Origin of the sequence: Streptomyces sp. NPDC005402 (genome assembly GCF_040606575.1) — a bacterium.
In the GTDB taxonomy this organism is placed as follows: Bacteria; Actinomycetota; Actinomycetes; order Streptomycetales; family Streptomycetaceae; genus Streptomyces.
Map to the genome: position 1 here is coordinate 194,855 of NZ_JBEXFB010000001.1, position 26,541 is coordinate 221,395.

General features: G+C 72.5%; 24 protein-coding genes and 2 pseudogenes. 12 read left to right on the forward strand and 14 right to left on the reverse strand.

The window, feature by feature from the left end:
• Positions 1–38: 38 nt before the first annotated feature.
• The 3 genes from ABZT02_RS00930 to ABZT02_RS00940 form a co-directional block, all read right to left on the reverse strand.
• Complete coding sequence (locus ABZT02_RS00930) at positions 39–308, reverse strand: DUF3040 domain-containing protein (RefSeq protein WP_356012865.1); 270 nt, start codon at positions 306–308, stop codon at positions 39–41.
• A 21-nt stretch (positions 309–329) separates the two neighbouring features.
• Positions 330–1,565 carry a cation:proton antiporter gene (locus tag ABZT02_RS00935; protein WP_356012867.1) on the reverse strand — a complete coding sequence of 412 codons (1,236 nt, stop codon included), beginning with the start codon at positions 1,563–1,565 and terminating at the stop codon, positions 330–332.
• A gap of 173 nt (positions 1,566–1,738) precedes the next feature.
• The gene (locus ABZT02_RS00940; RefSeq protein ID WP_356012869.1) at positions 1,739–2,614 is read right to left on the reverse strand and encodes a hypothetical protein; all 876 of its coding nucleotides are present in this window, start codon (positions 2,612–2,614) and stop codon (positions 1,739–1,741) included.
• Between the two features lie 263 nt (positions 2,615–2,877).
• Between ABZT02_RS00940 and ABZT02_RS00945 the strand changes: the two genes are divergently transcribed.
• Positions 2,878–4,959 carry a SpoIIE family protein phosphatase gene (locus ABZT02_RS00945; protein ID WP_356012871.1) on the forward strand — a complete coding sequence of 694 codons (2,082 nt, stop codon included), beginning with the start codon at positions 2,878–2,880 and terminating at the stop codon, positions 4,957–4,959.
• Between the two features lie 328 nt (positions 4,960–5,287).
• Here the strand turns inward: ABZT02_RS00945 and ABZT02_RS00950 are convergent, their stop codons facing one another.
• Complete coding sequence (locus ABZT02_RS00950) at positions 5,288–6,535, reverse strand: MFS transporter (protein ID WP_356012873.1); 1,248 nt, start codon at positions 6,533–6,535, stop codon at positions 5,288–5,290.
• 133 nt (positions 6,536–6,668) lie between these two features.
• Between ABZT02_RS00950 and ABZT02_RS00955 the strand changes: the two genes are divergently transcribed.
• Entirely contained in the window at positions 6,669–7,595 is a 927-nt protein-coding gene (locus ABZT02_RS00955; RefSeq protein ID WP_356012874.1) for a LysR family transcriptional regulator, read from the forward strand.
• Here the strand turns inward: ABZT02_RS00955 and ABZT02_RS00960 are convergent.
• A complete protein-coding gene (locus tag ABZT02_RS00960; RefSeq protein WP_356012875.1) occupies positions 7,592–8,383 on the reverse strand; it encodes a putative protein N(5)-glutamine methyltransferase in 792 nt (263 codons plus the stop codon). The two genes, ABZT02_RS00955 and ABZT02_RS00960, sit on opposite strands and share 4 nt — an antisense overlap.
• A gap of 224 nt (positions 8,384–8,607) precedes the next feature.
• On the opposite strand from ABZT02_RS00960, the gene ABZT02_RS00965 reads away from it, so the two are divergent.
• Positions 8,608–9,045, forward strand: coding sequence for a MarR family winged helix-turn-helix transcriptional regulator (locus tag ABZT02_RS00965; protein WP_356012877.1), 438 nt, complete (start codon positions 8,608–8,610; stop codon positions 9,043–9,045).
• Here ABZT02_RS00965 and ABZT02_RS00970 read toward each other — a convergent pair.
• Both ABZT02_RS00970 and ABZT02_RS00975 read right to left on the reverse strand, forming a co-directional pair.
• A complete protein-coding gene (locus ABZT02_RS00970; protein WP_356012879.1) occupies positions 9,042–9,752 on the reverse strand; it encodes a GNAT family N-acetyltransferase in 711 nt (236 codons plus the stop codon). The genes ABZT02_RS00965 and ABZT02_RS00970 overlap by 4 nt on opposite strands.
• A gap of 20 nt (positions 9,753–9,772) precedes the next feature.
• A pseudogene (locus ABZT02_RS00975) lies at positions 9,773–9,880 on the reverse strand (NADP-dependent oxidoreductase); the annotation flags it as partial.
• Positions 9,881–10,049: 169 nt separating this feature from the next.
• Between ABZT02_RS00975 and ABZT02_RS00980 the strand changes: the two are divergent.
• From ABZT02_RS00980 to ABZT02_RS01000, 5 genes are all read left to right on the forward strand, one after another.
• Positions 10,050–10,655, forward strand: coding sequence for a sulfite oxidase-like oxidoreductase (locus tag ABZT02_RS00980; protein ID WP_356012881.1), 606 nt, complete (start codon positions 10,050–10,052; stop codon positions 10,653–10,655).
• Positions 10,648–11,418: a ferredoxin reductase gene (locus ABZT02_RS00985; protein ID WP_356012883.1), complete on the forward strand. Its 771-nt coding sequence runs from the start codon at positions 10,648–10,650 to the stop codon at positions 11,416–11,418. Before ABZT02_RS00980 ends, ABZT02_RS00985 begins: the two co-directional genes overlap by 8 nt.
• 117 nt (positions 11,419–11,535) lie before the next feature.
• Positions 11,536–12,120 carry a DUF3592 domain-containing protein gene (locus ABZT02_RS00990; RefSeq protein ID WP_356012885.1) on the forward strand — a complete coding sequence of 195 codons (585 nt, stop codon included), beginning with the start codon at positions 11,536–11,538 and terminating at the stop codon, positions 12,118–12,120.
• Positions 12,121–12,370: 250 nt separating this feature from the next.
• Positions 12,371–13,339, forward strand: a complete 969-nt coding sequence (locus tag ABZT02_RS00995) for an acetylxylan esterase (RefSeq protein WP_356012887.1) — start codon at positions 12,371–12,373, stop codon at positions 13,337–13,339.
• Between the two features lie 100 nt (positions 13,340–13,439).
• The gene (locus ABZT02_RS01000) at positions 13,440–14,606 is read left to right on the forward strand and encodes a serine hydrolase domain-containing protein (RefSeq protein ID WP_356012889.1); all 1,167 of its coding nucleotides are present in this window, start codon (positions 13,440–13,442) and stop codon (positions 14,604–14,606) included.
• 79 nt (positions 14,607–14,685) lie between these two features.
• Here the strand turns inward: ABZT02_RS01000 and ABZT02_RS01005 are convergent, their stop codons facing one another.
• Positions 14,686–15,414, reverse strand: coding sequence for a class I SAM-dependent methyltransferase (locus ABZT02_RS01005; protein WP_356012891.1), 729 nt, complete (start codon positions 15,412–15,414; stop codon positions 14,686–14,688).
• A 177-nt stretch (positions 15,415–15,591) separates the two neighbouring features.
• Between ABZT02_RS01005 and ABZT02_RS01010 the strand changes: the two genes are divergently transcribed.
• Positions 15,592–15,999, forward strand: a complete 408-nt coding sequence (locus ABZT02_RS01010; RefSeq protein WP_356012893.1) for a nuclear transport factor 2 family protein — start codon at positions 15,592–15,594, stop codon at positions 15,997–15,999.
• A gap of 220 nt (positions 16,000–16,219) precedes the next feature.
• Here the strand turns inward: ABZT02_RS01010 and ABZT02_RS01015 are convergent, their stop codons facing one another.
• The 3 genes from ABZT02_RS01015 to ABZT02_RS01025 are packed head-to-tail and all read right to left on the reverse strand — an operon-like array spanning position 16,220 to position 18,446.
• On the reverse strand, positions 16,220–17,449 hold the full coding sequence (locus tag ABZT02_RS01015; protein ID WP_356012894.1) for an RNA polymerase sigma factor: 1,230 nt from the start codon (positions 17,447–17,449) through the stop codon (positions 16,220–16,222).
• Positions 17,446–17,787 carry a YciI family protein gene (locus ABZT02_RS01020; RefSeq protein WP_356012896.1) on the reverse strand — a complete coding sequence of 114 codons (342 nt, stop codon included), beginning with the start codon at positions 17,785–17,787 and terminating at the stop codon, positions 17,446–17,448. Before ABZT02_RS01020 ends, ABZT02_RS01015 begins: the two co-directional genes overlap by 4 nt.
• Complete coding sequence (locus ABZT02_RS01025) at positions 17,784–18,446, reverse strand: YciI family protein (RefSeq protein WP_356012898.1); 663 nt, start codon at positions 18,444–18,446, stop codon at positions 17,784–17,786. The genes ABZT02_RS01020 and ABZT02_RS01025 overlap by 4 nt, the downstream gene beginning before the upstream one ends.
• Positions 18,447–18,717: 271 nt before the next feature.
• Here ABZT02_RS01025 and ABZT02_RS01030 point away from each other — a divergent pair, with 271 nt between their 5' ends.
• From ABZT02_RS01030 to ABZT02_RS01040, 3 genes and pseudogenes are all read left to right on the forward strand, one after another.
• Positions 18,718–19,545, forward strand: coding sequence for a class I SAM-dependent methyltransferase (locus ABZT02_RS01030; RefSeq protein ID WP_356012900.1), 828 nt, complete (start codon positions 18,718–18,720; stop codon positions 19,543–19,545).
• Between the two features lie 224 nt (positions 19,546–19,769).
• The gene (rho, locus tag ABZT02_RS01035) at positions 19,770–20,906 is read left to right on the forward strand and encodes a transcription termination factor Rho (RefSeq protein ID WP_356012902.1); all 1,137 of its coding nucleotides are present in this window, start codon (positions 19,770–19,772) and stop codon (positions 20,904–20,906) included.
• 254 nt (positions 20,907–21,160) lie between these two features.
• A pseudogene (locus ABZT02_RS01040) lies at positions 21,161–21,973 on the forward strand (serine hydrolase); the annotation flags it as partial.
• Between the two features lie 83 nt (positions 21,974–22,056).
• On the opposite strand, the gene ABZT02_RS01045 reads toward ABZT02_RS01040, so the two are convergent.
• The 3 genes from ABZT02_RS01045 to ABZT02_RS01055 form a co-directional block, all read right to left on the reverse strand.
• Positions 22,057–23,412, reverse strand: coding sequence for a glycosyltransferase 87 family protein (locus ABZT02_RS01045; RefSeq protein WP_356012904.1), 1,356 nt, complete (start codon positions 23,410–23,412; stop codon positions 22,057–22,059).
• A complete protein-coding gene (mptB, locus tag ABZT02_RS01050; RefSeq protein ID WP_356012905.1) occupies positions 23,409–24,815 on the reverse strand; it encodes a polyprenol phosphomannose-dependent alpha 1,6 mannosyltransferase MptB in 1,407 nt (468 codons plus the stop codon). Before mptB ends, ABZT02_RS01045 begins: the two co-directional genes overlap by 4 nt.
• A 104-nt stretch (positions 24,816–24,919) precedes the next feature.
• Positions 24,920–25,846 (reverse strand): glutaminase, encoded by a 927-nt coding sequence (locus ABZT02_RS01055; RefSeq protein ID WP_356013656.1) that lies wholly within the window; start codon positions 25,844–25,846, stop codon positions 24,920–24,922.
• Between the last annotated feature and the right edge of the window lie 695 nt (positions 25,847–26,541).

Consider the following 26,541-nt stretch of genomic DNA (forward strand, 5'->3'; position numbering starts at 1 on the left):
AAAGCACCACCTTTCCCGGAGCACTACCGGCGGCGGTGTCAGCGCGGCGGACGGTCCCGGTGCGGGTCGAACAGGGGAACGCCGATTCCGGCGAGCACCAGCCCCGCGGCCACGAGGATGCCCTCGGGCAGCGCCATGCCCGCGGCCAGGAGGCCCAGGGCCGCCGTGAGGGTTCCCCAGGCGCCGGTGCGCCGGTACTCGCGGGGCCGGGCGGGGCGGCCCGACCCCAGCGCGCGGGCGAACCGTGGGTCGTCACGCTCCAGCCGTGCCGCGAGATCGCTGAGGTGTTCGTCGTCGGGCTGGCGCATGACTCCTCCTTCACACGGCCCCTACCGTTCGGCGTCCGCCCCCACCGCGACGGAAACCGGCGGCGGTGCGATGTCATCCCCCTGCTCCCGGGCGCGACGTGCACCCAGCACCCGGGCCGGCAGATGGGCCCGCCCCGCGGCCACGGGGCCGAGAACGGCCAGGACAAGGACATACCCGGCGATGAACGGCGCCAGTCGCGCGTCGAGCCCGGCACTGGCCGCCATCGCGCCGAGGATCAGGGCGAATTCGCCGCGGGCCACGAGGGTGGTGGCGATGTCGGCGGCGGGCTGGGCGCCGTAGCCGTAGAGACGGGCGACGAGCAGGCCGGCCACCACGTTCATCACGACGGTCACGGCGGCCGCCGCTGCGACCGGTCCGGCGACGGACGTGACGACGCCGGGGTCGATGGACAGCCCGAAGGCGAAGAAGAAGATCGCGGCGAAGGCGTCGCGCAGCGGGTGCACCAGCCGGCGGATGCGGGGTCCGGAGGGGGTGCCGGCCAGGATCAGGCCCACCATGAAGGCGCCGATGGCGTCGGCGACGCCGAGTACCTCGGAGACCCCGGCGACGAGCACGGCGGCGCCGAGGAAGCTGATGACCAGGAGTTCGTCGTCCCGGACCTGGACCAGTCGGCCGATCCAGCGCGTTCCGTACCGGGCGGCGGCGGCCAGCACCAGCAGGAACCCGAAGGCCTTGCCCGTCTGGAGGAGCACCTCCAGCGGTCCGCGCGCGCCACTGACGACCGGCTGGAGCGCCGCGAGGTAGAGCGCGAGGAAGATGTCCTCCACCACGATCACGCCGAGGATCAGCCGGGTCTCGGGGCGGCCGATCCGCCCCAGATCGATGAGGATCTTGGCGACGATCGCGGACGAGGAGATGCCGAGGACCCCGGCGAGCACCAGCGCCTCCCGGCTCCCCCAGCCCAGGGCGAGGCCGAAGCCGAGCCCCGCGCCGACGTTCGCCACGAGGTAGATCCCACCCGCCGCCAGCAGACGCCGGCCGCCGGTGCGCAGGTCGTCGACGTGGAACTCCAGGCCCAGGTAGAACAGCAGCAGCACCAGGCCGAGCGCGGAGAGCATCTCGAAGTCGTGGGCGTCCTCGACCAGGACGAGGCCGGGGGTGTGCGGACCGAGCAGGATGCCGGCGAGCATGAACAGCGGGATGGTCGGCAGTCCGATGCGGCCGCCGAGGCGGGCGAGGAACGCGGCGGCGAGGAAGGCACCGCCCATGGCGAGCAGGGTGTCAGCGTGTCCCACGGGTCACCTCCCCCGGCGGCGCGGAAGGACGTGCGTGCGGTGTCTCATGGGGATGGATGCGGGATCTCCCTTGCGTAATGGGGTGTTTGTGCCACCGTCGCATCCGGTCCCCGGGCCCCGCCATCGGTGCCGACCCTCATTTCGAGGAGGGCCGGCACCCGCCCGTCAGGGGCTCAACTCCTGGTGAAGCGGTACGTCTTGCTGTCCGTCAGGACGCAGAAGCCGGGTGAGACGACGATCACCCGCAGGGTTGCGGTGCGGCGGTCGTAGTCGATGCCCTCCGCTTCGAACTCGCCCGAGCAGGAGCTCCTGAGGGGCAGTTGGCGCAGTGCCGTGACATGGCCGGAGACGTTCGCCGAGCCGGTCGGGGCGGCGGACAGGTCGATCTGGAGGAGCGGCTTGGTGTAGCCGAAGAGCGTGCCCGCCGGGTCGTCCGAGGAGCACAGGAGCTGGGTGGCGCTCAGGAAGTCGCAGCCCTGTACGTCCCGGACGGCGTGGTCGAGGGTGACGGTGGCCGCCTGCGGAAGGTTGGCCGAGGGGGAGGTGCTCGCGTTGACGCCGGGCGTGGGGAAGACCAGGAAGCGGGTCATGGTGCCCCACTCGCCGGACAGCATCCACTGCCCGTCGGGCGAGATCGCGACCCAGGAGTTGTTGAGCGCCTCGCCGGAGCTGAGCGTGTGGACGTACTCGGACCAGGTCCCGTTCGGCGCCTGCACGCGGTACATCTTCGCGGTGCCGGAGTCGGCCTGGTAGGGCTCGATGTAGTGGCCGTCGTAGGAGGCGTCCGGGTCGCCCACGTGGTTCCAGCCGCGGCTGGAGACGCCGATGGGGATGGTGCCGATGCCGGTGTACCGGTTGGCGGAGCCGGCGGGGACCTCGACCGAGGTGAGGCCCTGGCTCTCGGTGAGCGGGTTGGCGCGGTCGGAGCCGGCCTCGGTCCAGGTGCCGGCGGCGGAGGCCGGTGGGGCGGCGGCCAGCAGGGCCGTCGCGGTGAGGGTGACGAGGGCGGCGAGGACCGCGTGACAACGCTGTCTGGCGCGCAGGGGCATGGATGACTCCTGAGGCTCCTGGGGCGGGGGGTGAGGTGGCTCGGCGGACAGTCTGACGCCCCAACGGCGGTCATGTACAGGCCAATCGAATGAACAAGCGGCCTTCGTCACCCCGGCGCATTTCACCGGACGCGCGCCCTCGTGTTGAGGGATGGTGGAAGAACACGACCGCGTGGTCGCAGAGACGGTTGAGCGCGGTAGAACAAGGGGAGTCGGCACGGGGGTACGGCGTGCCGCGAGGACGGTCTAAGGCGGTTCGTGCAATGGGTGCAGCCGGAATACCCGCGTCCGAGGGTGGAGAGCCCGCGCGCGGGGCGGTACGGCCGAGCGGACTGCTCGACGAGTTGGGCATGGCCTCGGTGGTGCTGGACGCCGAGGGACGCATCGTGCTGTGGAGCCCGCAGGCCGAGGAACTGTTCGGCTACGGCGCGCAGGAGGCGCTCGGGCAGTACGCGGCCCATCTGATGATCCGCGAACAGCACGCCGACCTGGTCGTCAAGCTGTTCGCGGACGTCATGGAGACCGGCCAGAGCTGGGCCGGCGCCTTCCCCGTCCGGCGCAAGGACGGCACCACCAAACTGGTCGAGTTCCGCAACATGCGACTGCTGGACGACCACGGAGACGTCTACGCGCTCGGGCTGTGCGCCGACCAGTCGACCGTGCGCCGCCTGGAGCGGGACGTGGCGCTGTCGACACGGATGGTCTCCCAGTCCCCGATCGGTCTGGCCGTCCTGGACACCGAGCTGCGCTACGTCTCGGTGAACCCGGCCCTGGAGCAGCTGAACGGTGTGTCGGCCGAGGAACACGTCGGGCGGAAGATCGGCGAGGTGCTGCCGCGTCTCGACGTGGCCGCCTTCGAGGCCGCCGCCCGCGAGGTGCTACGGACCGGCAAGCCGCTGGTCGACCAGCACACGGTCGGCCGTACGCCCGCGGATCCCGACTCGGACCACGCCTGGTCGGTCTCGCTGTACCGCCTGGAGGACGCGCTGGGAACCGTCCTCGGGGTGGCAAGCTCGGTCCTGGACGTCACCGAGCAGCATCTGGCGACCGTGGAGGCCGAGACGGCCCGGCGCCGCCTCGCGCTCGTCGCCGACGCCTCCGCCCGCATCGGCACCACCCTCGACCTGGACCGCACCGCCCGCGAGCTGGCCGACGTGGCCGTGCCGGAGCTCGCGGACGTGGCGGCCGTGGACCTGCTGGAGGCGGTCGTCCAGGGCAGACCGAGCACCCTGCGGCCCACCGAGCCCGCCGTGATGCGCCCCCTGGCCGTCGACGCGGCCGGTGCCCCGGACGCCCTGGCCGCGGCCGATCCGCCCGGGCAGGTCGCCCGGTACGCCCCCGAGCGCCTGGTCACCGAGTGCGTGCGCACGGGGAACCCGGTTCTGGTGGCGCAGGTCGGGCCCGAGGACCTCGCCCGCATCGCCCGCTCACCGGAGGCGGCCGCGCTGCTGGCCAGGATCGGCGTGCACTCCTACCTGGCCGTGCCGCTGATCGCACGCGGCGAGGTGCTCGGCGCCCTCGACCTCAAGCGCGTCCACAACCCGGAGCCGTTCGGGGAGGACGACCTGCTGCTCGCGCGGGAGCTGGCGGCCCGCGCGGCGGTGCAGATCGACAACGCCCGCTGGTACCAGGACGCCCGCAACACCGCGCTCACCCTCCAGCGCAGCCTGCTGCCCAGCCACCCCTCCGTGACCGGCGGCCTGGAGGTCGCCTCCCGATACCAGCCCGCGGGCGCCACCGCCGAGGTCGGCGGCGACTGGTTCGACGTGATCCCGCTGGACGAGGGCAAGACCGCCCTCGTCGTCGGTGACGTGATGGGCAGCGGCATCAACGCCGCCGCGACGATGGGCCGGCTGCGCACCGCGACCAACACCCTGGCCTCCCTCGACCTCGACCCCGCCAGGCTCCTCGAACACCTCGACCGGATCACCGAGGAGCTGGACCACTCCATCGCCACCTGCGTGTACGCCGTGCACGATCCGCGGCTCGGGCAGTGCCGGATCGCCAACGCCGGGCATCTGCCTCCGGTACGACTGCGCCCCGGCCGTCCCCCCGAACTGCTGGAACTCCCCACCGGGGCGCCGCTGGGCGTGGGCGGCGTCGCCTTCTCCACGACCACCGTCGATCTCTCACCCGGTGACCGGCTCGTCCTGTACACGGACGGTCTCGTCGAGACCCGCCAGCATCCCCTCGACGAGCGCCTGGACGCGCTCCTCGACCTGCTCGACAGCCCCGACGGTCCTCTGGAGGAGGTCTGCGACCTGCTGCTGCGCACCCTGCACCAGCCGGACAACTCCGACGACGTGGCGCTGCTGATCGCACGGGTGCAGACGCCGTTGACCTGAGGGACGTACGCGCAGGGGGCCGGAGTACTCCGGTCCACGTGGTCCTGGCAACGCAGCGCGCGGGCACGGTAGGTGTGGGCGGTACGGTCACCCGCGCCGCGGCCTCGGGCGCTCCGACGGTACGACCCCGGGGCGGCCTCCCTGGTCGCCGTCGCCCTCGGCGGAGTCACCAATCAGCAAGGGAAGCCTGCAGGGCCGTGTCGTGCACGACGGGCTCAAGATGGGCGACACGGTGTACCTGACCGACAGACTCACCGACGGCGACACCGGGACCGCCGCCCAAGCCTGCACCGGCACCTGGGAGAACGACCGGCCGGGGCGGTCGGCGTCACGGGGATCCGGCGGAGAGGGGCAGGGCGTCCTGACTGACGGCGGGCGCGGCGGCGGGGCGGCGGGGCAGCAGGAGCGGGGTGGCCAGCAGCAGGAGGCCGGCGAGCGCGATCGCCTCACGGGTTCCGGTGAAGGTGGCCAGCAGGCCCCACAGGGCGGTCAGGGCCGCGGTGGTCAGCTTGCCGGTCACCGACCAGGCGGAGAGGGTGCGGACCACCCGGTCCGTCGGCGTCATCTCCAGCCGATGGGTGGAGAACACCGGGTTGAAGACGGCGCAGGAGGTGATCACCCCGAGCTCGACGGCCATCACCAGCAGCAGTCCGGCCGTACCGGGGCCGACGAAGGCCAGGCCGAGGGGCCAGCACGCGCGCAGGATGCCCGAGGTGATCAGGACGCGGTGCTGTCCGAACCGGGCGACCAGGGGGCGCGCGATCCGTGAGCCGAGCAGGCCGCCGAGACAGGGCACCGAGAAGGCGAGAGCGTACTGCCAGGGGGCGAAGCCCAGTGGGCCCAGCATGAGGACGGTCAGCAGCGGCACCGGCACCATGATCAGGGCGTTGACGAGGACCGTGTTGAAGAACAGGGGGCGCAGGACGGGGCTGGCCAGGATGTGGCGCCAGCCCTCCAAGAGGGATCCCTTCGCCGCGCCGGCGGGCTCGGGCCGTGACTCGCCGGCGCCGATCGCACGGATGCCCAGCGCCGACAGCAGGTAGCTGACGGCGTCGGCCAGCAGGGTCGTCACAGGACCGAAGAGCCCGATGGCGGCCCCGCCGAGGGGCGGTCCGATCACGATGGTGGTCCAGTTCGTGGCCTCGAACCGACCGTTGGCGACCAGCAGGTCCTCCCGGCCGACGAGGGACTTGAGGAAGGCCCCGGAGGCGGCGTTGAAGGTGATGTCGGCCGCCGCGACGACCACCGACACCAGCAGGAGCTGGACGAAACCGAGGGCACCCAGGACGTACGCGGCGGGGACGCTGAGCAGGGCGGCGAACCGGACGAGGTCCATCGCGACCATCACCGGTCTCTTGCGGCGGAACTCCACCCAGGGCCCGAGCGGCACGGCCACCGCCGCTCCGACCGCGAGCCCCGCGGCCGCCAGCGCGGACACCGCGGCGGGTCCGGCGTGCAGCACCAGGACGGCGATCAGGGGGAAGGCGCCGAACGACAGCGAGGTGCCGAACGCACTGACCGCGTAGGCCGCCCACAGCCACCCGAACCGCCGCCCCAGCGACCGTCTCCCACCCACGCCCGAAACCCCCTCGCCGACAACCTCACGTTGACCGACGCCATCCAACCGAGTGCCGGGCCCCCGATCAAACAACCACAGGCCCGGCCGGTCACAACCAGGGGTTGTGCCGGGGACGGCCTAGGCTCCCCGTATGGATCTCGACGCCGTACGCACCTTCGTCGCCGTGGCGGACGCGGGGCGGTTCCAGGAGGCCGCCGACCGGCTGGCGGTCACCCAGCAGGCCGTGTCCAAGCGGGTCGCCGCGCTGGAGAAGGACCTCGGGGCACGGCTGTTCACCCGTACTCCGCGCGGCGCCCGGCTGACCATCGACGGACAGGCGTTCCTGCCGCCCGCCCGCGAACTCCTCCGGGCCGCGGAACGGGCGGCCGCCTCGGTGCGGCCGGGCAGCCGGGCCCTGCGCGTCGACGTGATCGGCCGCCGGCTCGCCCCCGCCGAGCTGCTGCGCACCTTCCACCGCGCGCATCCCGACATCGAGCTCGATGTCGTCACCCTCTTCGACGCCGACGCGGCCCTCGCCGCCCTCCGGTCCGGCACGATCGACGCCTCCTTCCGCGCCGTCCCGCACTCCGCCGGGCAGTCGACCGACGGCATCGAGTCCGTGCGGGTCTACGACGAACCGGTGCAACTGCTCACCGGCCCCGAGCACGCGCTCGCGGGAGCCCGGTCGGTGGAACCCTCCCGGCTGGCCGGGCACCGCATCTGGATGCCCGGCCTGGTCACCGGAACGGAGTGGGGCACCTACTACGACGACCTCGCCGCCGCCTTCGGCCTCACCATCGAGGCCACCGGCCCCGACTTCGGCATCGACCCCCTTCTCGACACCATCGCCGACTCCCCGGCCCTGGCGACCCTGGTCGGCGAGCTGACCCGTCTGGTCTGGCCGGCCGGCCAGGATCTGCGCCGCATCCCGGTCCACGGGCCCGCACCGGTCTATCCCCACTCCCTGGTCTGGCGCGCCGACAACCCCCATCCGGCCCTCGCCGCCCTTCGGGCGCACCTGCACGCCACACGGCCCGAACCGCCGGGCGTGGGGATCTGGGCACCGGGCTGGGCCTAAGCCCTGGTGCCGATGACGACGTGGGCGTACAGCTCCTCCGAGGCCGCCAGGCGGGGTGCCAGACCGCTGTGCGTGAAGGCGTCGAGGGCGGCTGCGGCCTGGCGTTCGCTGGTCTCGACGAGGAGGCGGCCGCCGGGGGCGAGCCACTGCGGGGCCTCGCTCGCGACCCGGCGCAGGACGTCCAGGCCGTCCGTGCCGCCGTCGAGGGCGACCAGGGGTTCGTGGTCGCGGGCCTCGGTGGGGAGGAGGGCGACCTCTTCGGTGGGGACGTAGGGGACGTTGGCGGCGAGGATGTCGATACGGCCGCGCAGATCGGCGGGGAGGGCTTCGAAGAGGTCGCCGGTGTGGACCCGGCCGCCCGCGCCGGCGGTGTTGCGGCGGGCGCAGTCCACCGCGGCCGGGTCGATGTCGGCGGCGTGCAGCTCGACCGGACCCAGGGCGGCGGCGAGCGCGGCGCCGACCGCACCCGAGCCGCAGCACAGGTCCACGACGACGGAGGCGTCCGGTGTCAGGGCGAGGGCCTGCTCGACGAGGAACTCGGTGCGCCGGCGCGGCACGAAGACGCCGGGAGCCACGGTGATGCGCAGTCCCCTGAACTCGGCCCAGCCGACGACGAGTTCGAGAGGGTGGCCGATGACCCGGCGGTCGACCATGTCGGTCAGTTCGTCGGGGGTGCGGGCGGCGGCGAGGATCAGCCGGGCCTCGTCCTCGGCGAAGACGCAGCCCGCGGTGCGCAGCGCGTCGACGACGGAGTCGGGGGAAGTGAAGCGGGGAGAGGGTGAGGGCATGGAAAGCCGAGAGCCTTTCGAGAGCCGAAGGGCGCTCCCGCGGTCACCAGGGCCTACAGGCGGTGATCCGCGCCGGTTCGAGGAGAGAGCACCCGAGCTGACACAGCGTCGATGGGTCTCACCTCCTCGGTACCTCACGGCTGGGACCGCCCTCAGCCGGAGGGCCACCCTACCCCAGAGCGCCTTGAGTTGTACTCTGCAACCAGTACTGCGAGGGAGGACCGGTGGAAGCAGCCACAGCCGTGGAGACGATTCAGCGCGAGATGACGGTCTTCGCGCGCCGGGCGCGGGCCTCGGCGGGCCGTCTGCATCCCGAACTGTCGCTCGTGTCGTACACGCTCCTCGGGCACCTGGAGGAACGTGACGGCTGCCGGGCCACCGACCTGGCCGCCCATTACGCCCTGGACAAGTCCACGGTGAGCCGCCAGGTCGCCGCTCTGGAGCGGGCCGGCCTCATCGAACGGCGCCAGGACCCCGAGGACCACCGTGTCCAGGTGCTGCATCTGACCACGGCCGGCCGGCGCATCCTGGGCCAGGTCACCGTGAGCCGCCGCGCGGCCGTGGGCGAGCGGCTCGCGGAGTGGTCGCAGGAGGACCTGGAGCGGTTCGCCGGGTACCTCGTGCGCTACAACGCCTGGCCCGGTGCGGCTGACGATCTCTAGGCGACCGACTCCGGCAACGGCTCGGGTACCCGTGCCGCGAGGAAGGCGGTGGTGCGCCGGAGCCGGAAGCCGAGGGACTCGTAGAGCCGGATGGCATGGGTGTTGCGGGCGCCGGTGTGCAGGAACGGCGTCTCACCGCGTTGCCGTATGCCGTGGGCGACGGCGAGGATCAGCCGGGTCGCCAGGCCCTGGCCGCGGACGCCGGGGTCGGTGCAGACCGCGCTGATCTCGGTCCAGCCCGGCGGGTGCAGCCGCTCCCCCGCCATCGCGACGAGGGCGCCGTCCCTGCGTATGCCCAGATAGGTGCCCATCTCGACGGTGCGGGGCAGAAAGGGGCCGGGGCGGGTCCGGGCGATCAGGTCGAGGATCTCGGGCACGTCGGCGGGGCCGAGGCGGACCGCCTCCGGGTCGGACGCGGCGGCGAGACCGTCGTCCACCAACTGCACGCCCTCGATGTGGAAGGTGATCTCCCAGTCCTCGGGCACCCGGCCCATGTAGCCCGACAGCGGCACCTCCACGCCGGCACCCGCGAGCGCGGCGAGGTCGGCCCAGTCGCCCGCGTCGGGCTCGTCGGGCAGGGCCAGCCACGGTGAGACGTCGACGGGGTAGCGCAGGACCCGGCCGCGTTTCTCGGCGAAGCGGGCGTGCGGTCCGGTCAGGGAGGCGAGGGCGGGGTTGTCGAGGACGTGCGGTGCGTCGATGGTCATCGGGCGACCTCGATGACCGTCTTGACAGCCGCCAGAAGCCGGCCGGGCCCGGGACCCGGTCGGTCCACGTCCACGAACGCCTCGGTCTCCGGTCCGCCGTACCGCGTGACGACGTACGCCTTGGGCATCTGCTTCCTCACTCTCCTCGCACTGTCACCGGGACACCGGCCCGGCACTCCAGCGCCAAGGAGCGGCACGCGACGGCTATTCCCGGCGCCGCGCAATGTTCGTACGGCCGCGACGATGGGGGCACTGACCTGGGGCGGAGCACGCGTGACGACAGCGTACGGTTGAAGCATGAACGTCACCCGAGGCTTCACGGGACGCCCCCGCGTCCTCAACTCCGGGCTGCCACCCGGCCAGTACGACGCGGGCGACGACTGGCCCGTCCTCTCCGCGGAGGTCACCCCGGACCTGGCGCCGGCCGACTGGACGTTCCGGGTGGACGGGCTGGTCGAACAACCGCGTACCTGGGACTGGGACGAGGCGCACGAGCTGCCCGCGTCGGCCTACGAGGGTGACATCCACTGCGTGACGAGCTGGTCGAAGTTCGGGGTGCGGTTCGCGGGTGTGTCGCTGGACGCGTTTTTGAATATGGTGCGGCCACATGGGTCCGCCACCCATGCCGTCGCCTATTCGCACACCGGGTACACCACGAACCTGCCGCTCGCGGACCTGACCGGCGGGCGGGCCTGGATCGCGTGGGAGTACGACGGGAAGCCGCTGCCCGCCGAACACGGCGGTCCGGCGCGGCTGTTGGTGCCGCACCTGTACTTCTGGAAGAGCGCCAAGTGGGTCGCGGGGCTGACGCTGCTGGATCACGACGAGCCGGGTTTCTGGGAGCAGAACGGCTATCACGCGCGGGGCAACCCGTGGGAGGAACAGAGGTACTCCGGTGACTGAGGCGCTCTCCTCCCCCGCCTTCGCTCCGGTCACGCGGTTCGCGGTGCCGGGGCGTATCGCCGTCGGCGACACCGTCGCCGCCGTGTGGCAGACCGCCACGCTCACCGAGGTCCGCCGCGAGACCCCGTACGCGTCCACGTTCCGGTTCGCGGTGCCCTCCTGGCAGGGGCATCTGCCCGGCCAGCATCTGATGCTGCGGCTGACCGCCGAGGACGGCTACACGGCCCAGCGCCACTACTCGATCGCGTCGCCGCCGGAGGACTCCGGGCACATCGAGCTGACCTTGGACCATGTCGACGGCGGTGAGGTCTCGGGCTGGTTCCACACGGTGGCCGCACCCGGTGACGAGGTCGAGGTGCGGGGGCCGCTGAGTGGGTTCTTCGCCTGGCCCGGCGACCGGCCCGCGCTGCTGATCGGGGCCGGCTCCGGGGTCGTACCGCTGATGTCGATGGTCCGCCACCACCGGGCGCGCGCACTGTCCGTGCCGCTGCGGCTGCTGGTGTCGGCGCGCAGCCCCGAGGAGCTCATCTACGCGCGGGAGCTGGGCGCCGAGACGACCCCCGTGTTCACGCGGAGCGCCCCGGTCGGGGTGCCCGTGGGACGTATGTCGGCCGCACATGTGGCGCCGCTCCTGGCCGAGCAGCCCGAGGGTGGGTGGGAGGCCTATGTGTGCGGTTCCAACGGGTTCGCCGAGCATGCCTCGCGGCTGCTGGTGGAGGCCGGTCAGCCGGTGGACCGTATCCGGATCGAACGCTTCGGCTGACGGTGGCGTGTCTGCGCACTGAGTGCGTTTGTGGGCCCCTCCACACGTGAACGACGCGGATGGAGGGGTACTACATCTGTATGACCGCGCGCAGGGGTGCGTGGTGCGGAGGTCGACATGCGAACCCGGGTCCGCGGCTGGCGCTGGCGGCGCAATCCGCTCAGGCGCCGGTCGGACGTCGTCGAGGCATGGACGGTGCTGGCCGTCGCTGTGCTGATGCTGCTGGGCGCCCCGCTGATCGGTGCGGTGGTGGGCTGGTGGGCTCATGACGACGCCCGTACGGTGGCGGCCGAGCAGCGCTCCGAACGCCACCGGGTCCGGGCGGACGTCGTCGGCAGGGTTCCGGACTCGCTGCCCACGGTCGAGGGCGGCCGGGAGCGCTCCTACCGGGTGACCGTGCGCTGGACGGAGGCCGGGGGCGCCACCAAGACCGCCACGGCCCGGGTCCCGGCGGGTACCGACCAGGGCGAGAAGGTCGACGTGTGGTTCGACTCCAAGGGCCGGAGCGTGGCTCCGCCGCCGGACGAGACCGCGATCTGGCAGCACACCCTGGTGATGGGCGCCTGTGGCGCGGGCGCCACGGTCGCCGTGATCCTCCTCGGCCACTCACTCGTCCGCGGTGTGGCGGGCCGCCACCGGCTCGCCGAGTGGGAACGGGACTGGGCGCTCACCGAACCGCAGTGGACCCGTCGCCGGGCCTGAGCACGTCGGCCTCTCGGATCCGCCGCCTGCGGTGCCGACCGCGGTGGCCCGACCATTCGCGACGGCCGGCCTACTCCGCTGATCGCGCTCTCTGTCCAAGGCCAGCGGCCCTGCGTCCTTGACCAGCAGATCCACGACCGTCGCGAGGGCGGCAACCGGTCGGCCGGTGCCGCAAAGGCCTGGCGATTCGTCCGACCACACACGTACGGTGTGATCATCCGGCACTGTCCCTTCGCTAAGGCGGTCCTACATGGCCCTGTTCGACCTCCCCATCGACGAGTTGCGCGAGTACCGCAGCGAGTCCACCGAGCCCGAGGACTTCGACGCGTTCTGGTCCAAGACACTCCAGGAGGCCCGCGAGCACGACCTGGACGCCCGCTTCGAACTCGTCGACACGGGCCTGTCCACTGTGAAGGTGTACGACGTGACGTTCGCCGGGTTCGGCGGCCACCCGGTCAAGGGCTGGTTCACCCTCCCCGCCGAGGTCTCCGCCCCGATACCGGTGGTCGTGGAGTTCATCGGCTACGGCGGCGGCCGCGGCCTGCCGCACGAGCACCTGCTGTGGGCGTCGACCGGCCGGGCGCACTTCGTGATGGACACCCGCGGTCAGGGCAGTGCCTGGGGCGGCGGCGGTGGCACCGCCGACCCGGTGGCCGGCGCGCCCGCGTACCCCGGGTTCATGACCCGGGGCATCGACGCCCCCGAGAACTACTACTACCGCAGGGTGTTCACCGACGGTGTCCGCGCGGTGGAGGCGGCCCGTTCGCACCCGCTGACCGACGCGGCGCGCACGGTCGTCCTCGGCGGCAGCCAGGGCGGAGGCATCTCGATCGCGGTCGGCGGTCTGGTGCCGGACCTGGCGGCGGTCGCTCCGGACGTGCCGTTCCTGTGCGACTTCCCGCGCGCGGCGACCACGACGGACCGTCACCCGTACCGGGAGATCGGCCTCTACCTCAAGACGCACCGCGGCCGCTTCGAGGACGTCCTCGGCACCCTCGCCTATTTCGACGGCGTGCACTTCGCGAGCCGCGGCCGCACCCCGGCGCTCTTCTCGGCGGCCCTGGAGGACCAGACCTGCCCGCCCTCCACCGTCTTCGCCGCCTTCAACGCCTGGGGCCACGACGACAAGGCGATCGAGGTCTACGACTTCAACGATCACGAGGGCGGCGGCCCGTACCAGCAGGCGGCGAAGCTGCGCTGGCTGCGCTCGTACGCCTGAGTCCCGTCGGGATTCTTCCCTCCAGCCCGACCAGTCGGTATGTTCACGGGGTCCGGATCGCAGTGTCGCGGTCCGGGCTTCCGGCGACGACGGAGGGCCCATGTCCGAGTACCGGCCGGCTGTCCACGGCCACTGCGACGAGCGCTTCGCTGCCGTGCGGACGGCGTTCGAGGAGAACTTCCGGGACCGTGCCGAGCTGGGCGCCGCGGTGAGCGTCACCGTCGGCGGCGAGACGGTCGTGGACCTGTGGGGCGGTTGGGCCGACGCGGCCCGCACCCGCCCCTGGGAGCGCGACACGCTGGTCAACGTGTGGTCGACGACGAAGGGCCCGACGGCCCTGTGCGCCCACATCCTCGCCGACCGGGGTCTGCTCGACCTCGACGCACCGGTGGCCGCCTACTGGCCGGAATTCGCCGCGGCGGGCAAGGAGAAGGTGCTCGTACGACACCTGCTGTCGCACCGGGCCGGGCTGGCCGGGCTGCGCGAGCCCCACACCCTCACGGAACTCTTCGACTGGGAACTGACGACCCGGCGGCTCGCGGCGACGGAGCCCTGGTGGGAGCCGGGCACGGTGTCCGGATACCACGCGTTCACCTACGGCTTCCTGGTCGGGGAGGTCGTCCGGCGGGTCTCGGGGCTGCTGCCGGGCGCCTTCCTGGAGCGGGAGGTGACGGGGCCGCTCGGCATCGACTTCACCATCGGCCTGCCGGAGAAAGAGGCCGGGCGGGCCGCCGAGCTGGTGCGTCCACCGGCGGTGTCGGCCGGCGAACAGGCCGCGATCTTCGCCCAGTTGGCGCCCGCGGCGATCGCCGCCCTCACCAATCCCGTGGTGGGCGCCGCAGAGGCGAACACGGCCGAGTGGCGGGCCGCCGAGATCCCCGCCGCGAACGGCCACGGCACCGCCCGGGCCGTCACCGCCCTCTACGGGATCTTCGCGGGCCGCGGTTCCCACGACGGCCACCGCGTCCTGTCCCCCGAGGCCGCCGAGCGGGTCCGAGAGAGCCAGGGCAGGTGCCGTGACCTGGTGCTCGGCGCGGGGCTCGACAGCGAGACGGAGCTCGGGCTCGGCTTGTGGCTGAGCGGGCCGAACGGCTCCTACGGGCCCAATCCGCGGGCCTTCGGACACGACGGGTTCGGCGGGTCCTGCGGTCTGGCCGACCCCGAGGCGGGCATCGCGCTGGGCTATGTGATGAACCGGATGGGTCCGCACATCGCCGACGACCCTCGGAAGATGGCACTGATCGACGCCCTGTACAGCGCCCTGTGACGGGTCCCGTTCCGGGAGACGCCTCACGGTGACCAGGCGTGCCGGAAATCCCGACGGACAAGTCGGGAATCCGGACCGACTAGACCGGGCGCCTCGCCACGACCATCCGCACCCGCGGACTGCCGTCCCGGCGCAGCCCGAACTCGGGCAGGGCGTACAGCTCCACCCGGAGCCCGGCCCATTCCAGTTCCCGTCGCACGTCCCCGAGCCGGAAGTCCCGGTAGTACATGACGAACGGCGGTCGCCAGAGGGCGTTGCGCACCCGCATCACGGCGTCGAAACCGAGGAGCATCCAGTAGGCCGGAGACGACGGACGGGGTGGGGCGACGATCGGGAAGGCGAAGCAGCCGCCCGGCCGCAGCACCTCTCGGGCCTGGACGAACAGTCCGGGCAGTTCGCGTGGCAGGAAGTGGCCGAAGGCCCCGAAGCTCACGACGAGGTCGAAGGAGGCGGGAGCGAACGGCAGGGCGCGAGCATCGCCCCGTACCCACGACACGCGCGGCCCCCTGGACCTCGTCCGCTCCCGGGCCACGTCGAGCATTCCGGCACTGAAGTCGACCCCGGTCACGCTCTCGCGGCAGACCCGTGTCAGCACCCGGGCCCCGGCGCCGGTGCCGCAGCACAGGTCGAGCCCGGCATCGAAGGGGCCCATCCGCCGGAGCGCGGACGCGACGGCGGCCAGCACCGAGTCGGGCGTACGGAAGGGGGTGTGGTCGAACTTGGGGGCGAGCAGGTCGTAGCCGTGCTCGACGGACGACAGCGCCTGGACGGCGAGTTCGCGGAGGCTGGGGCCTTCTGGGCTGAACATCCGCGTCAGCTTAGGGGAACGGTGTCTCAGACGGGCAAGAGCACGCTCGCACCAGCGGATGGCGTCCGTTTCGCAGTCCGCTTCGCAGCTCGCGTCGGCCGGTCTCGATATGGACACCACTACAGTAAATGATTAGTCTCCTCTACATCTACTCAACAAATTGACCACGGAGCCTTGATGCGAGCGTTCAGACAAGCGGTGGAAGCGGGAGACCTCGGCGCTGTGGAGGCGTTGCTGGCCGAGGAGGTGGTCTTCACGAGTCCGGTGGTGTTCAAGCCGTACGCGGGCAAGGCCATCACGGCGGCGATCCTGGGCGCGGTCGTCAAGGTCTTCGAGGACTTCCGCTATGTGAGCGAGCTGAGCAGCGAGGACGGCCGTGACCACGCGCTGGTGTTCGCGACCCGGGTCGGCGAACGGGCGCTGGACGGCTGCGACTTCATCCATCTCGACGAGAACGGCCTGATCCACCGGTTGATGGTGATGGTCCGTCCGCTGTCGGGCGCGCAGGCCCTCGCGACGGCCATGGGGGCGCGGTTCGAGGAGATCGCGAAGGAGGCGGAGGCGAGGGCCGCGTCCACCTCCTGAGTTCACGCGCCCGGGTCAGGTCCCCGAGCTCGGGCTCCCGAACTCACGCGACGGTGAGAGGGCCCTCTCGGCCCCGCCGACCGTCAGCGTCACCTTCTTCCCGGGCGGCGGCGGTCCGGGGCAAGGGCCTGAGGTGTGCACGAGGGAGTGAAGCAGAGCCCTTCACTGTGCGGGGCGCTCATCCCCGCCGACAGGTCGGTGTCCCCGCTGCACAGGGCGTCTACCCGGATCGACACTCCGCGAGCCGCTTTTCGAGGAAGTGCCGCTCGGCGTCGTTCTCCACCAGCTCCAGGGCCCGCTCGTACGCCTGGGCCGCGTCGGTCGTACGGCCGCTGCGGCGCAGCAGGTCGGCGCGGGTGGCCGGGAGGAGGTGGTAGCCGCTCAGCTCGCCCTCCCGCTCCAGTTCGGCGACCAGTGCCAGTCCCGCGTCGGGCCCCTCGGCCATGCCGACGGCGACCGCCCGGTTGAGGCGGACCACTGCCGAGGGCACGAAGCGCAGCAACTCGCCGTACAACGCGGCGACATCGACCCAGTCGGTGTCCTCGGCGGTGGGCGCGGTGGTGTGGCAGGCGGCGATGGCGGCCTGGATCTGGTACGGCCCGGGACGGCCGCGCCGCAGTGCCGTCTCCAGCAGGGCGGCACCCTCCTCCACCTCCGCGTGGTCCCACGCCGTACGGTCCTGGTCCTCCAGGGTCACCAGTTCACCGGCCGCGTCCACGCGGGTCTCGCGGCGGGCGTCGTGCAGGAGCAGCAGCGCGAGCAGGCCGAGGGCCTCGGGCTCGTCGGGCATGAGGCGGGCCAGGACGCGGGCCAGTCGGATCGCCTCCGCGCACAGGTTCCGTCGTACGAGATCGGCGCCCGAGGTGGCCGCGTACCCCTCGTTGAACAGCAGGTAGATCACTCCGAGGACGCCGGGCGTGCGCTCGGGCAGCAGGTGCGCGGGCGGCACGCGGTAGGGGATGCCGGCGTTGCGGATCTTCTTCTTGGCGCGCACCAGGCGCTGGGCCATGGTCGCCTCGGGGACCAGGAAGGCCCGGGCGATCTCGGGTGTGGTCAGGCCCGCGAGGGTGCGCAGGGTCAGGGCGACCCGGGCCTCGATGTGCAGCGCCGGGTGGCAGCAGGTGAAGATCAGGCGCAGCCGGTCGCCCTGGACACCGCTGTCGTCGTACGGCTCCCCGGGTGCCGTGAGCATGGCCGCCTCCCGTAGTTTCCGCGCCCCGACCGCCTCCCGGCGCAGCACGTCCATGGCCCGGTGGCGGGCGGTCGTGGTGAGCCAGGCGCCGGGGCGGCGCGGGACGCCGTCGCGCCGCCACCGGTCGAGAGCCTGGGCGAAGGCGTCCTGCGCGCACTCCTCGGCGAGATCCCAGTCGCCGGTGACCCGGATCAGGGTGGCGACGACCTGGCCCCACTCCTCCCGGAAGGCGGCGGCGACGGCCTCTTCAGCGGTCACTCCCACACTGGCCGTACTTCCACCGAGCCGCCGCCGAGGGCCGCCGGATGCCGGGAGGCGAGGGAGATCGCCTCGTCGAGATCGGCGACTTCGATGATGTCGATGCCGGCGATGTACTCCTTCGACTCGATGAACGGCCCGTCGGTGAGCAGGACTTCGTCGCCCTGGACGCGCACAGTCGTGGCGTCGGAGGCGGGGCGCAGCCGGGCTCCGCCCTTGACGAGGTCGCGGCTGCGGACCTCCTCGATGTAGGAGGTGAAGCGGGGGTCCTCGGCGATCTCGGCGGGGCTGAGCTCCTCGCCACCGGCGGGGGTGCAGATCAGCAGGACGTACTTCATGACGTGGCCTCCGTGACGTGCTCGTGGACGATCAGCCAGCGCGGACCGGCGTTGCGGTAGCCGGTGGTGACGCGCAGCAGCTTGCCGTCGGTACGGATGAGGGCGTGGCCGAAGGCGATGCTCTCGTCGATGTGGACCCGGAACTCCAGGACCTCGCGGGTGACCGGCCCCGCCTCCGCCCGGACCTTGCGGAGCGCTTCGACGCCGGTGTACTGCCGGCCGTTCTCCACCACCTCCGCGTCCTGCGCGTAGCAGGCGAGCGTCCGCTCGACGTCCCCTGTGCGTGCCGCCTCCGTCAGTTCGGCGTCGAGGCGGCGAAGCTGCCCCTCGGCGTCCTCGTCCTCCCAGAACGGCCGTACCTCCATGGCGCCGATCGTCGCCACGGGGTGCTTGGCGGCCGCCTCGACCGCCTCCTCCAGGCTGTCGCACTCCAGGATGTCGAAACCGGCGACGTACTCCTTGGTCTCCGCGAACGGGCCGTCGGTGCTCAGCACTTCACCACCGCGCACCCGTACGGTGACCGCGTCGGCGGGCAGGGCGAGCCGGTGCCCGTGCAGCCGTACGCCACGGTCGCCGAGTTCCTCGACCCAGGGTTCGACGGGGGCCATGCCCGAGGCGTCGTTGGTGTCGTCGCCGCAGACGAGCAGCATGTACTTCATGGTTCCTCCTGGTCCTCATGAGCTTCCTACACCCGCCCGACGAACGGGACCGCCCGGAATCGACACCGGCGCGCAGAAAAAAGGGGGCCGGATCTCCGGCCCCTCTCTCCGGCCGCTCTCTTCGGCCCCCAGGCGGCCATCGGCGACAGCCCACCGACCAGCAGCCACCGCGGTTCCACCCGGGTCAGCATCCTGCTCGGCACGGGCGCGAGAGGCTGCGGGATCAGCTGGAGGAGGAGCACGAACTCCCCGTGCACGGTTGGATGGCCTCATGACGTCCGACGAGCACGCGCGGCTGATGCGGGTCAACCAGGCCAACTGGGACGCCCGCACGCCCGTCCACCTCGCCAGCCGGTTCTACGGCCTCGACCAGGACCTCGATCCGGAGCGCTGGTTCGCCGCCTTCGAGTGGGAGGACCTCGGCGAGCTGACCGGCCGGGATGTGCTCCACCTCCAGTGCCACCTCGGCACCGAGACGGTCGCCCTCGCCCGCCGTGGGGCCCGGGCGGTGGGCCTCGACTTCTCCGAGGCGTCCGTCGCGGCCGCCCAGGGGATCGCGGCGCGGGCGGGCGTGGACGTCGAGTACGTGCGGGCGAACGTGTACGACGCCGTCGAGGCGCTGGGAGCGCGGCAGTTCGACGTCGTGTACACCGGGAAGGGCGCGCTGTGCTACCTCCCCGACCTGGAGCGGTGGGCGAGTGTGATCGCTCGGCTGCTGCGCCCGGGCGGGCTGTTGTACGTGGTCGAGTTCCATCCGCTGCTCAACTCGCTGGGCCCGAAGCCGGCTCCGGGCGAGGGACCGGAACTGCTGCTGCGCCACGACTACTTGGGCGGCGACGGGCCCGTGCACCGGGACGCGACCCACACCTACACCGACGGCCCGGCTGTCGAGGGCGCCACCGCGAGCTACGAGTGGATGCACGGAATAGGAGCAGTCGTCAACGCGTTGACGGGGGCAGGACTGCGTGTCCGGCATCTGCGGGAGAGCGGCGAGTTGCCCTGGCCGCGTTGGCCGCACATGGTACGTACCCCGTCCGGCTGGTGGCGCCTTCCCGCACCGCGGATCCCGTTGCTGTACGGACTCCTCGCCACGCGCTGAGTCTCCGTGGTACCGTCCTGTCAGCACTTGTGTACGCCCGCTTCAGGGCGCCGGTGCCAGTTCTCTCTCATCTCGCCGGTCGCTGTACCGGCTTCTCCTCAGTACCTCGCAGGTCTTGTGGGTGCTGTCTTCCGCCGCCCGAAGGCGTTGTCCGCCTTCCCTCTCGCGGCTTCCCCCTCCTTCCGCATGTCTCATGCCTTCCGTCCTCGAAAGGACCGACCACCATGACGATCACTCTCGAAACCCCTCCGGTTCAGCAGCAGCCCCCGGTCCGCGCCGTCTCCGGCGTTCTCGACATCGACGCCGGCGGGAAGGGTCACCTGCGCGCCGCGAGCCTGCTGCCCTCGCCCTCCGATCTCCAGGTCTCCCCCGCGCTGATCCGCAGGTTCGGCCTGCGCAAGGGGGACGTCGTCGACGGGGTGCGCGGCGCCCAGCGCGCCCTCACCGAGGTCGCCCGGGTCAACGGCCACGGCCCCGGCCGCAACCGTCGCGCCTTCCACGACCTCACGCCGCTGCACCCGCGCGAGCGGATCCGGCTCGAACACCCGGCGTCCGGCCTGACCGGGCGGGTCGCCGATCTGATCGCGCCCGTCGGCAAGGGCCAGCGCGGGCTGATCGTGGCCCCGCCCAAGACCGGCAAGACCGTGCTGCTCCAGCAGATCGCGGCCGCCGTCGCCGGCAACCACCCCGAGTGCCGCCTGATGGTGGTGCTGCTCGACGAACGTCCCGAGGAGGTCACCGACATGCGGCGCTCCGTGCGCGGCGAGGTGTACGCCTCCACGTTCGACCGCACGCCCAGGCAGCACATCGCGCTCGCCGAGCTGGTGATCGAACGGGCCAAGCGGCTCGTCGAGGCCGGTGAGGACGTCGTGATCCTGCTCGACTCCCTGACCCGGCTGTGCCGGGCCCACAACAACGCGGCCCCCGCCAACGGCCGCACCCTCAGCGGCGGTGTCGACGCGACCGCGCTGATCGGGCCGAAGAAGTTCTTCGGCGCCGCCCGGCTCGCCGAGGAGGGCGGTTCGCTCACGATCCTCGCCACGGCCCTGGTGGAGACCGGTTCGCGCGCCGACGACTTCTACTTCGAGGAGCTCAAGAGCACCGGCAACATGGAGCTCCGCCTGGACCGCGAACTCGCCTCCCGCCGCGTCTTCCCGGCCGTCGCCGTCAACCCCTCGGGCACCCGTCGCGAGGAACTCCTGCTGTCTCCGGCGGAGTTGACCGCCGTACGAGGACTGCGGCGGGCACTCCAGAACGGCGACGGCCAGGGCAACCTCGAGACGCTCCTCCAGCGGATGCGGGAGACCCCGGACAACACGACGTTCCTACGGCGCATCCAGCCCACGCTGCCCGCCGGCTGACCGAGGCGCAGGCCCGACCGCTCCTCGTCGTCGAGGGTGAGCAGCCGGTCGAGTTCGGCCCGGTCGGGTGCCGTGGCACGTCGCCGCCGGTGACCAGGGCCGCGGCAGCCACCAGATGGCCCAGGCGCGGCGCGACCCCGTTATCGGCGGCGTGCGGCATCCGGGTGCTCGCGCGTGGCCGTCGGCCCGGGCAGCGCGGTGTACGGCCGGTCCGTTCCTAGCTTTGCGGTATGACAATCGGATTTCCCTCCCGGATGGCCGTCTCGGTCTGCGCCCTGTGCACGACGGGCCTGCTGGTGTTCGCTTCCGCGACAGCGGCCGCCCGCCCGGGCTCCGACCCCGGCGCGCCCGGCGGACCCCCGGCCACGGCCGCGTCGCCCGCCCTGCTGTACCGCTCCGGCATCCAGGTCCGGCCGCGTCCGGGCGTGCCCCCGGTCCCGGACGTGTCCGCGCTGTCGTGGGTGGTGGCCGACGCCCACAGCGGGGAGGTCCTCGCGGCGCACGACGCCCACCGCCCCCTGCCACCGGCCAGCACGCTCAAGACCCTGTTCGCCCTGACCGTCCTGCCGGTGCTGCCCGGCGGCCTCAGGCACACGGTCGGCGAGCAGGAACTCGCGGGCATCGGACCCGGAAGCAGTCTCGTCGGGGTCGCCGAGGGCCAGACCTACCAGGTGGCCGACCTGTGGCGCGGTGTCTTCCTGAACTCCGGGAACGACGCCGTGCACGTCCTGGCCGGGCTCAGCGGCGGCTGGCGTACGACGGCTGCCCGCATGCAGGCCAAGGCGCGCGCCCTGGGCGCCCGGGACACCCACGTCCGCTCCCCCGACGGCTACGACACCCCCGGCCAGGTCTCCTCGGCGTACGACCTCGCGGTCTTCGGCCGGGCGGGGCTGCGCAACGCGGACTTCGCACGGTACTGCGGCACGGCCGAGGCGAAATTCCCCGACCGGGGCGGATGGTGGTATGGCATCCGGAACACCAACCGGCTGCTGACCGGCGCCGACGGGGTGGAGCCCTACGCCGGGCTGATCGGGATCAAGAACGGCTACACGAGCCACGCCGGCAACACGCTTGTCGCCGCCGCCCGTCGGGGCGGCCGCACGCTTGTGGTGACGGTGATGAATCCTCAGTCGGGCGGTGGCTTCGCGGTCTACGAGGAGGCGCGGGCACTGCTCGACTGGGGGTTCGGCGCGGCCGGGCGGGTGGATCCGGTGGGTTCGCTGGACGCGCTGCGAGCGAAACCGCAGCCCGGGCCCGAGGCCGAGCCGGTCGCGGCGGCCGTCTCCCCGGAGGGCGGCGGGCCGGGCTGGCTGGAGACGTGGGCCATCCTGGGCGCCGCCGGACTCGGGGCGGGATCCATGACCGTGGCGCTGCGGGCCCGGGTCGGACGTTCGGCGCGCCGCTGACCCACCGGCAGCCGTAGCAGCAGGCCGAGGGTGATCCAGGTGTAGATGTTGCCGCCGAGGAAGCCGTGAATGCCCGACGCGTCGTCGAACCACAGCCAGACCACGCTGGTGCACAGCACGGCGTACAGGGCGCCCGCGATCCGCGGGTGCCCGGCACGCACGAGAACGGCGAAGGACGGCAGCAGCCACACCAGGTGGTGCACCCAGGTGATCGGGCTGACGAGACAGGCGGCCAACCCGGTCAGCGCGAACGCGGCCGCCCAGTTCCCGGCCGCAACGGCCCGCCGGGCCCGTACGGCCCACACGCCCAGGGCCAGCAGCGCGGCCACCGCCCAGACCGCGCGGTCCGGTTCGCCGAGCCGGGCCAGGACGCCCTGCAGCGACTGGTTGGAGACGTAGTCCAGCCGGCCCACCCTGGTCGTGTCCCACATCGCGTCGGTCCAGTAGAAACGCGAGGCGTCCGGCGCCACCACGGCCGCGAACCCCGTCGCCGCCACGGCCACGACCGTGGCGACCGCCGCAGCGCGCCGCCGTCCCGCGATCAGGAGCAGGCCGATGAAGAGGGCCGGCGTGAGCTTCACCGCGGCGGCCAGCCCGATCCCGGCACCGGCCCAGCGCTCCCGGCCCGTGGCGAGCAGCCACCCGTCGACGAGGACGAGCGCCAGCAGCAGAAGGTTGACCTGGCCGAAGCTGAAGGTGTCGCGCAGCGGTTCGAACAGGGCGAGCGCGCAGGCGCCCAGGACGCGGCCGTACCAGCCGTAGCGCCGCCAGTCCCGGCCGGTGAGCAGCCGCACGACCACGGCCAGCGCCACCAGGTTGAGCAGCAGGCCGACCGCGATCGCGGTGCGCAGGTCGAGCAGGGCCATCGGGAGCATGGCGACGGCGGCGAACGGCGGGTAGGTGAAGCCGTACGTCGTCCCCGGCACCCGGTAGTCGTAGAGCCGTCCGCCGTGGTGGACCCAGGTGTCGACGGCTCCGTGGTAGACGCGCAGGTCGAACCAGTCGCGCAGGAGCGGCACGGTCGCCGTGAAGACGGTGACGGCGGTGACGGCGGTGAGGACCAGCAGCAGTCGGCCGCGATCCGTGGTCGGGGCCCTCATGCCGTCCGTCCCGTCGCCGGGGGCCCGGCCGTCTGGTGGGCCTGGACCAGCACGACCAGGGCGAGCACGCCACCGGAGACGGCAAGGGCGAGTTGCCCGGCGTCGGCCGGGCCACCGCTCGGGAGGGTGGCGAGTGCGAGTACACCTGTCACGGCGGCCACCCGGTGCCGTACCGACGCGCTGGGCGCGGCGGCCGCTATGAGGAACAGTCCCCACAGGGCGTACCAGGGGCGGATCGCCGGGCCCAGGGCGGCGACGGTGGCCAGGCTCAGGCCGAGGGCGTAGACGGGTCGCGGGCGCAGGCGCAGCCATATGCGGCCGATGACGGCGACGGCGGTCACGATGCCGAGGGCGTGCCAGACCGGAACGGCCAGCGGGGCCAGGTCGCTGCCGAGCCGTTCCAGCAGGGCTCCGGTGGCACGGCCGAGGAGACTGGTGAGGGCCCAGTTCCCGGACGACACAGGGGTGTTGAGGGCGCCGATCCAGCCGTAGCCGGTGCCCGTGACGGTCGTCGCGGCGAGGGTGGTGGCGGTGGCCGAGGCAGCGGCCGTCAGGACGGCCCTCGCCGGACGGTCGCCGGCCCGGACGCGCAGCACGACGATCGCGGCGAGTCCGAGGGCGGCGGGAGCCTTGACCAGGGCGGCGAGTGTCACGAGTACGGCGCCCAGGATCGGCCACCGGCCCAGGGCGGCGACCAGGCCTAGGCCGAGCAGACCCAGCATGACCGCGTCGTTGTGGGCGCCCGCGACCAGGTGGAGCAGCACGAGCGGGTTGAGGGCGCCGAGCCAGAGCGCGGCGGCCGGGTCGGCGCCGCTGTGCCGGGCGAGGCGGGGCAGGGCGGCCGCCATGAGGGCCACACCGAGCAGGGCGACGAGCCGCATCCCGAGCAGACCGGCGGGGAGTTCTCCGCGGGACGCCTTCGCGAGGGCGGAGGCCACGCCGAGGAACACGGGGCCGTACGGGGCCCCGGTGTCGCGCCACATGGGGGCGACCTCGTCCGCGAGGGTGCCGCCGAGCAGGGCGGGGCCGTGGGCGTAGACGTCCATGTGGGCGTCGGCCATGGCGCCTTGGGCGAGGTAGCTGTAGACGTCGCGGCTGAACAGGGGCGGGGCGAGCAGCAGCGGGGCCGACCAGACGACGAGCACGGCCATGAGCTCCCTTGTGCCGGGCCGCTGGTCGGGGCTGCGCACCAGGCGGCCGAGGAGGAGCCAGGCCGCGATCAGCAGGACGACACCGAAGTAGGCGCCGACCAGGCCCAGTGCGGCCTGGGGCGAGCCCGGGGTGAGGAGTTCGCGGACGGGGAGGGCTCCCGCGGTCTCACCACCCGCGGCGAGGAAGGCGGTGCCGACCAGACCGAGGATCTGGCAGCGGCGGAGATCGACGGGGACGTTGGCGGCCGGCACGTCGGCAGCGTGTCAGCCGTGGGTGGCTGGAAGGCGACGAGGTGGCGACGGGGGTGTGACCGGTGCGTAGTCGGGTTCGGGACGGGGGATGCGCTCACCCCGCCTCAGAACACGGAGACACCCGTCAGCGTCGTGAACCTGTCCAGGGCCGCCACCCCCGCCACCGAGTTGCCCCGCTCGTCCAGGCCCGGACTCCAGACGCACAGCGTGCAGCGGCCCGGCACCACCGCGATGATCCCGCCGCCCACCCCGCTCTTGCCGGGCAGGCCCACCCGGTAGGCGAAGTCGCCCGCCGCGTCGTACGTGCCGCAGGTCAGCATGATCGCGTTGATCTGTTTGGCCTGGCTGAGGCTGAGCAGGCGGCTGTCGTCGGCGCGGATGCCGTGACGGGCCAGGAACCCGGTGGCGAGAGCCAGGTCGGCGCAGGACGCCCGGATCGAGCACTGGCGGAAGTACTGGTCGAGCAAAACCGGGATGTCGTTGTCGATGTTGCCGTACGCGGCCATGAAGTGGGCCAGGGCGGCGTTGCGGTCGCCGTGCGCGAACTCGGAGGCGGCCACCTCCTCGTCGAAGTCCAGGGCCGGGTTGCCGCTCTCCTCGCGCAGGAACGACAGCAGTTCGCCCGCCGCGTCTCCGGTACGGCTGTGGAGGCGGTCGGTGACGACGAGGGCGCCCGCGTTGATGAACGGGTTGCGTGGGATGCCGTTCTCGTACTCCAGCTGCACCAGGGAGTTGAAGGGGTTGCCGGAGGGCTCGCGGCCCACGTGCTCCCAGAGTTCGTCGCCCTCGCGGGCCAGGTCGAGCGCGAGGGTGAAGACCTTGGTGATGGACTGCGTCGAGAACGGCTCGCGCCAGTCCCCGACGCCGTACACCGTGCCGTCCAGCTCCGCGACGGCCATGCCGAAGCTGCGCGGGTCACAGGCGGCGAGCGCCGGGATGTAGTCGGCGGCGCGGCCGCGGCCGGGGGTCCGTTCGATCTCGGCGGCGATGCGCTCCAGGACCGGTTGGAACTGCGAGGACATGAGCGTCATCATGCCGCACGCCTGTCTCGGGAGCGTCTCCAGGTCTCCGTCGGATCTGCGCCCCCAGGAGCCCGGTCCCGTGTGCGGCAGCGGTACCGGCAGGAGGCCAATCAGGCATGTCTTGAGCCGAACTCCGCGTGCTGGCCCGCCGATCCCGGCCTCGCACGTCAGGGTGAGTCCGCGGTCTCCATGAATCGGGGTCCGCTCGGCCATCGAGCAGACAGGAGCGATGTTGCGCCAGCGGAAACAATGCGACGCAGCCACCGGCTTGCGGCGCTCGGCCCACCACAAGAGCGCCGGCGCGGTCGCCGGTCCGCTGCGGCGCGGTACCGCGGCCGGCCTGTGCGCGACCGCGTTGCTGCTGGCCGGGTGCAGCGCGCCCACCCCGTATGTACCCCTGCTGGAGAACCCCAAGGACGGACGAACGTTCTATCTCAGTCCTCAGGGAGACGACGGCGACGACGGTCGGACACCGCAGACCGCCTGGCGCACACTCCTGCGCGCCGATGCCCTGCGGTTCAAGCCGGGCGACCGGCTGCGGCTGAAGGCGGGGGCACGTTTTCCGGGCAGCCTGAGCATCGGTCAGGGTGACGCCGGTAACGCCCGCAAGCCTGTCGTGATCGAATCCTATGGAGTGGGTCGCGCGACGATCACGGCCCGCGGCACGCGCGCCATCGAGGTGCACAACACGAGCGGAGTCGTCG

Coding starts and splice junctions, on each gene's coding strand:
- ABZT02_RS01030 (WP_356012900.1), top strand. CDS start 18,718: ATGACGTCCGACGAGCACGCGCGGCTGATGCGGGTCAACCAGGCCAAC.
- ABZT02_RS00930 (WP_356012865.1), bottom strand. CDS start 308: ATGCGCCAGCCCGACGACGAACACCTCAGCGATCTCGCGGCACGGCTG.
- ABZT02_RS00940 (WP_356012869.1), bottom strand. CDS start 2,614: ATGCCCCTGCGCGCCAGACAGCGTTGTCACGCGGTCCTCGCCGCCCTC.
- ABZT02_RS01000 (WP_356012889.1), top strand. CDS start 13,440: ATGTCCGAGTACCGGCCGGCTGTCCACGGCCACTGCGACGAGCGCTTC.
- ABZT02_RS00955 (WP_356012874.1), top strand. CDS start 6,669: ATGGATCTCGACGCCGTACGCACCTTCGTCGCCGTGGCGGACGCGGGG.
- rho (WP_356012902.1), top strand. CDS start 19,770: ATGACGATCACTCTCGAAACCCCTCCGGTTCAGCAGCAGCCCCCGGTC.
- ABZT02_RS00990 (WP_356012885.1), top strand. CDS start 11,536: ATGCGAACCCGGGTCCGCGGCTGGCGCTGGCGGCGCAATCCGCTCAGG.
- ABZT02_RS00995 (WP_356012887.1), top strand. CDS start 12,371: ATGGCCCTGTTCGACCTCCCCATCGACGAGTTGCGCGAGTACCGCAGC.
- ABZT02_RS00960 (WP_356012875.1), bottom strand. CDS start 8,383: ATGCCCTCACCCTCTCCCCGCTTCACTTCCCCCGACTCCGTCGTCGAC.
- ABZT02_RS01025 (WP_356012898.1), bottom strand. CDS start 18,446: ATGAAGTACATGCTGCTCGTCTGCGGCGACGACACCAACGACGCCTCG.
- ABZT02_RS01045 (WP_356012904.1), bottom strand. CDS start 23,412: ATGAGGGCCCCGACCACGGATCGCGGCCGACTGCTGCTGGTCCTCACC.
- ABZT02_RS01010 (WP_356012893.1), top strand. CDS start 15,592: ATGCGAGCGTTCAGACAAGCGGTGGAAGCGGGAGACCTCGGCGCTGTG.
- ABZT02_RS01005 (WP_356012891.1), bottom strand. CDS start 15,414: ATGTTCAGCCCAGAAGGCCCCAGCCTCCGCGAACTCGCCGTCCAGGCG.
- ABZT02_RS01020 (WP_356012896.1), bottom strand. CDS start 17,787: ATGAAGTACGTCCTGCTGATCTGCACCCCCGCCGGTGGCGAGGAGCTC.
- ABZT02_RS00970 (WP_356012879.1), bottom strand. CDS start 9,752: ATGACCATCGACGCACCGCACGTCCTCGACAACCCCGCCCTCGCCTCC.
- ABZT02_RS01055 (WP_356013656.1), bottom strand. CDS start 25,846: ATGACGCTCATGTCCTCGCAGTTCCAACCGGTCCTGGAGCGCATCGCC.
- ABZT02_RS00980 (WP_356012881.1), top strand. CDS start 10,050: ATGAACGTCACCCGAGGCTTCACGGGACGCCCCCGCGTCCTCAACTCC.
- ABZT02_RS00945 (WP_356012871.1), top strand. CDS start 2,878: ATGGGTGCAGCCGGAATACCCGCGTCCGAGGGTGGAGAGCCCGCGCGC.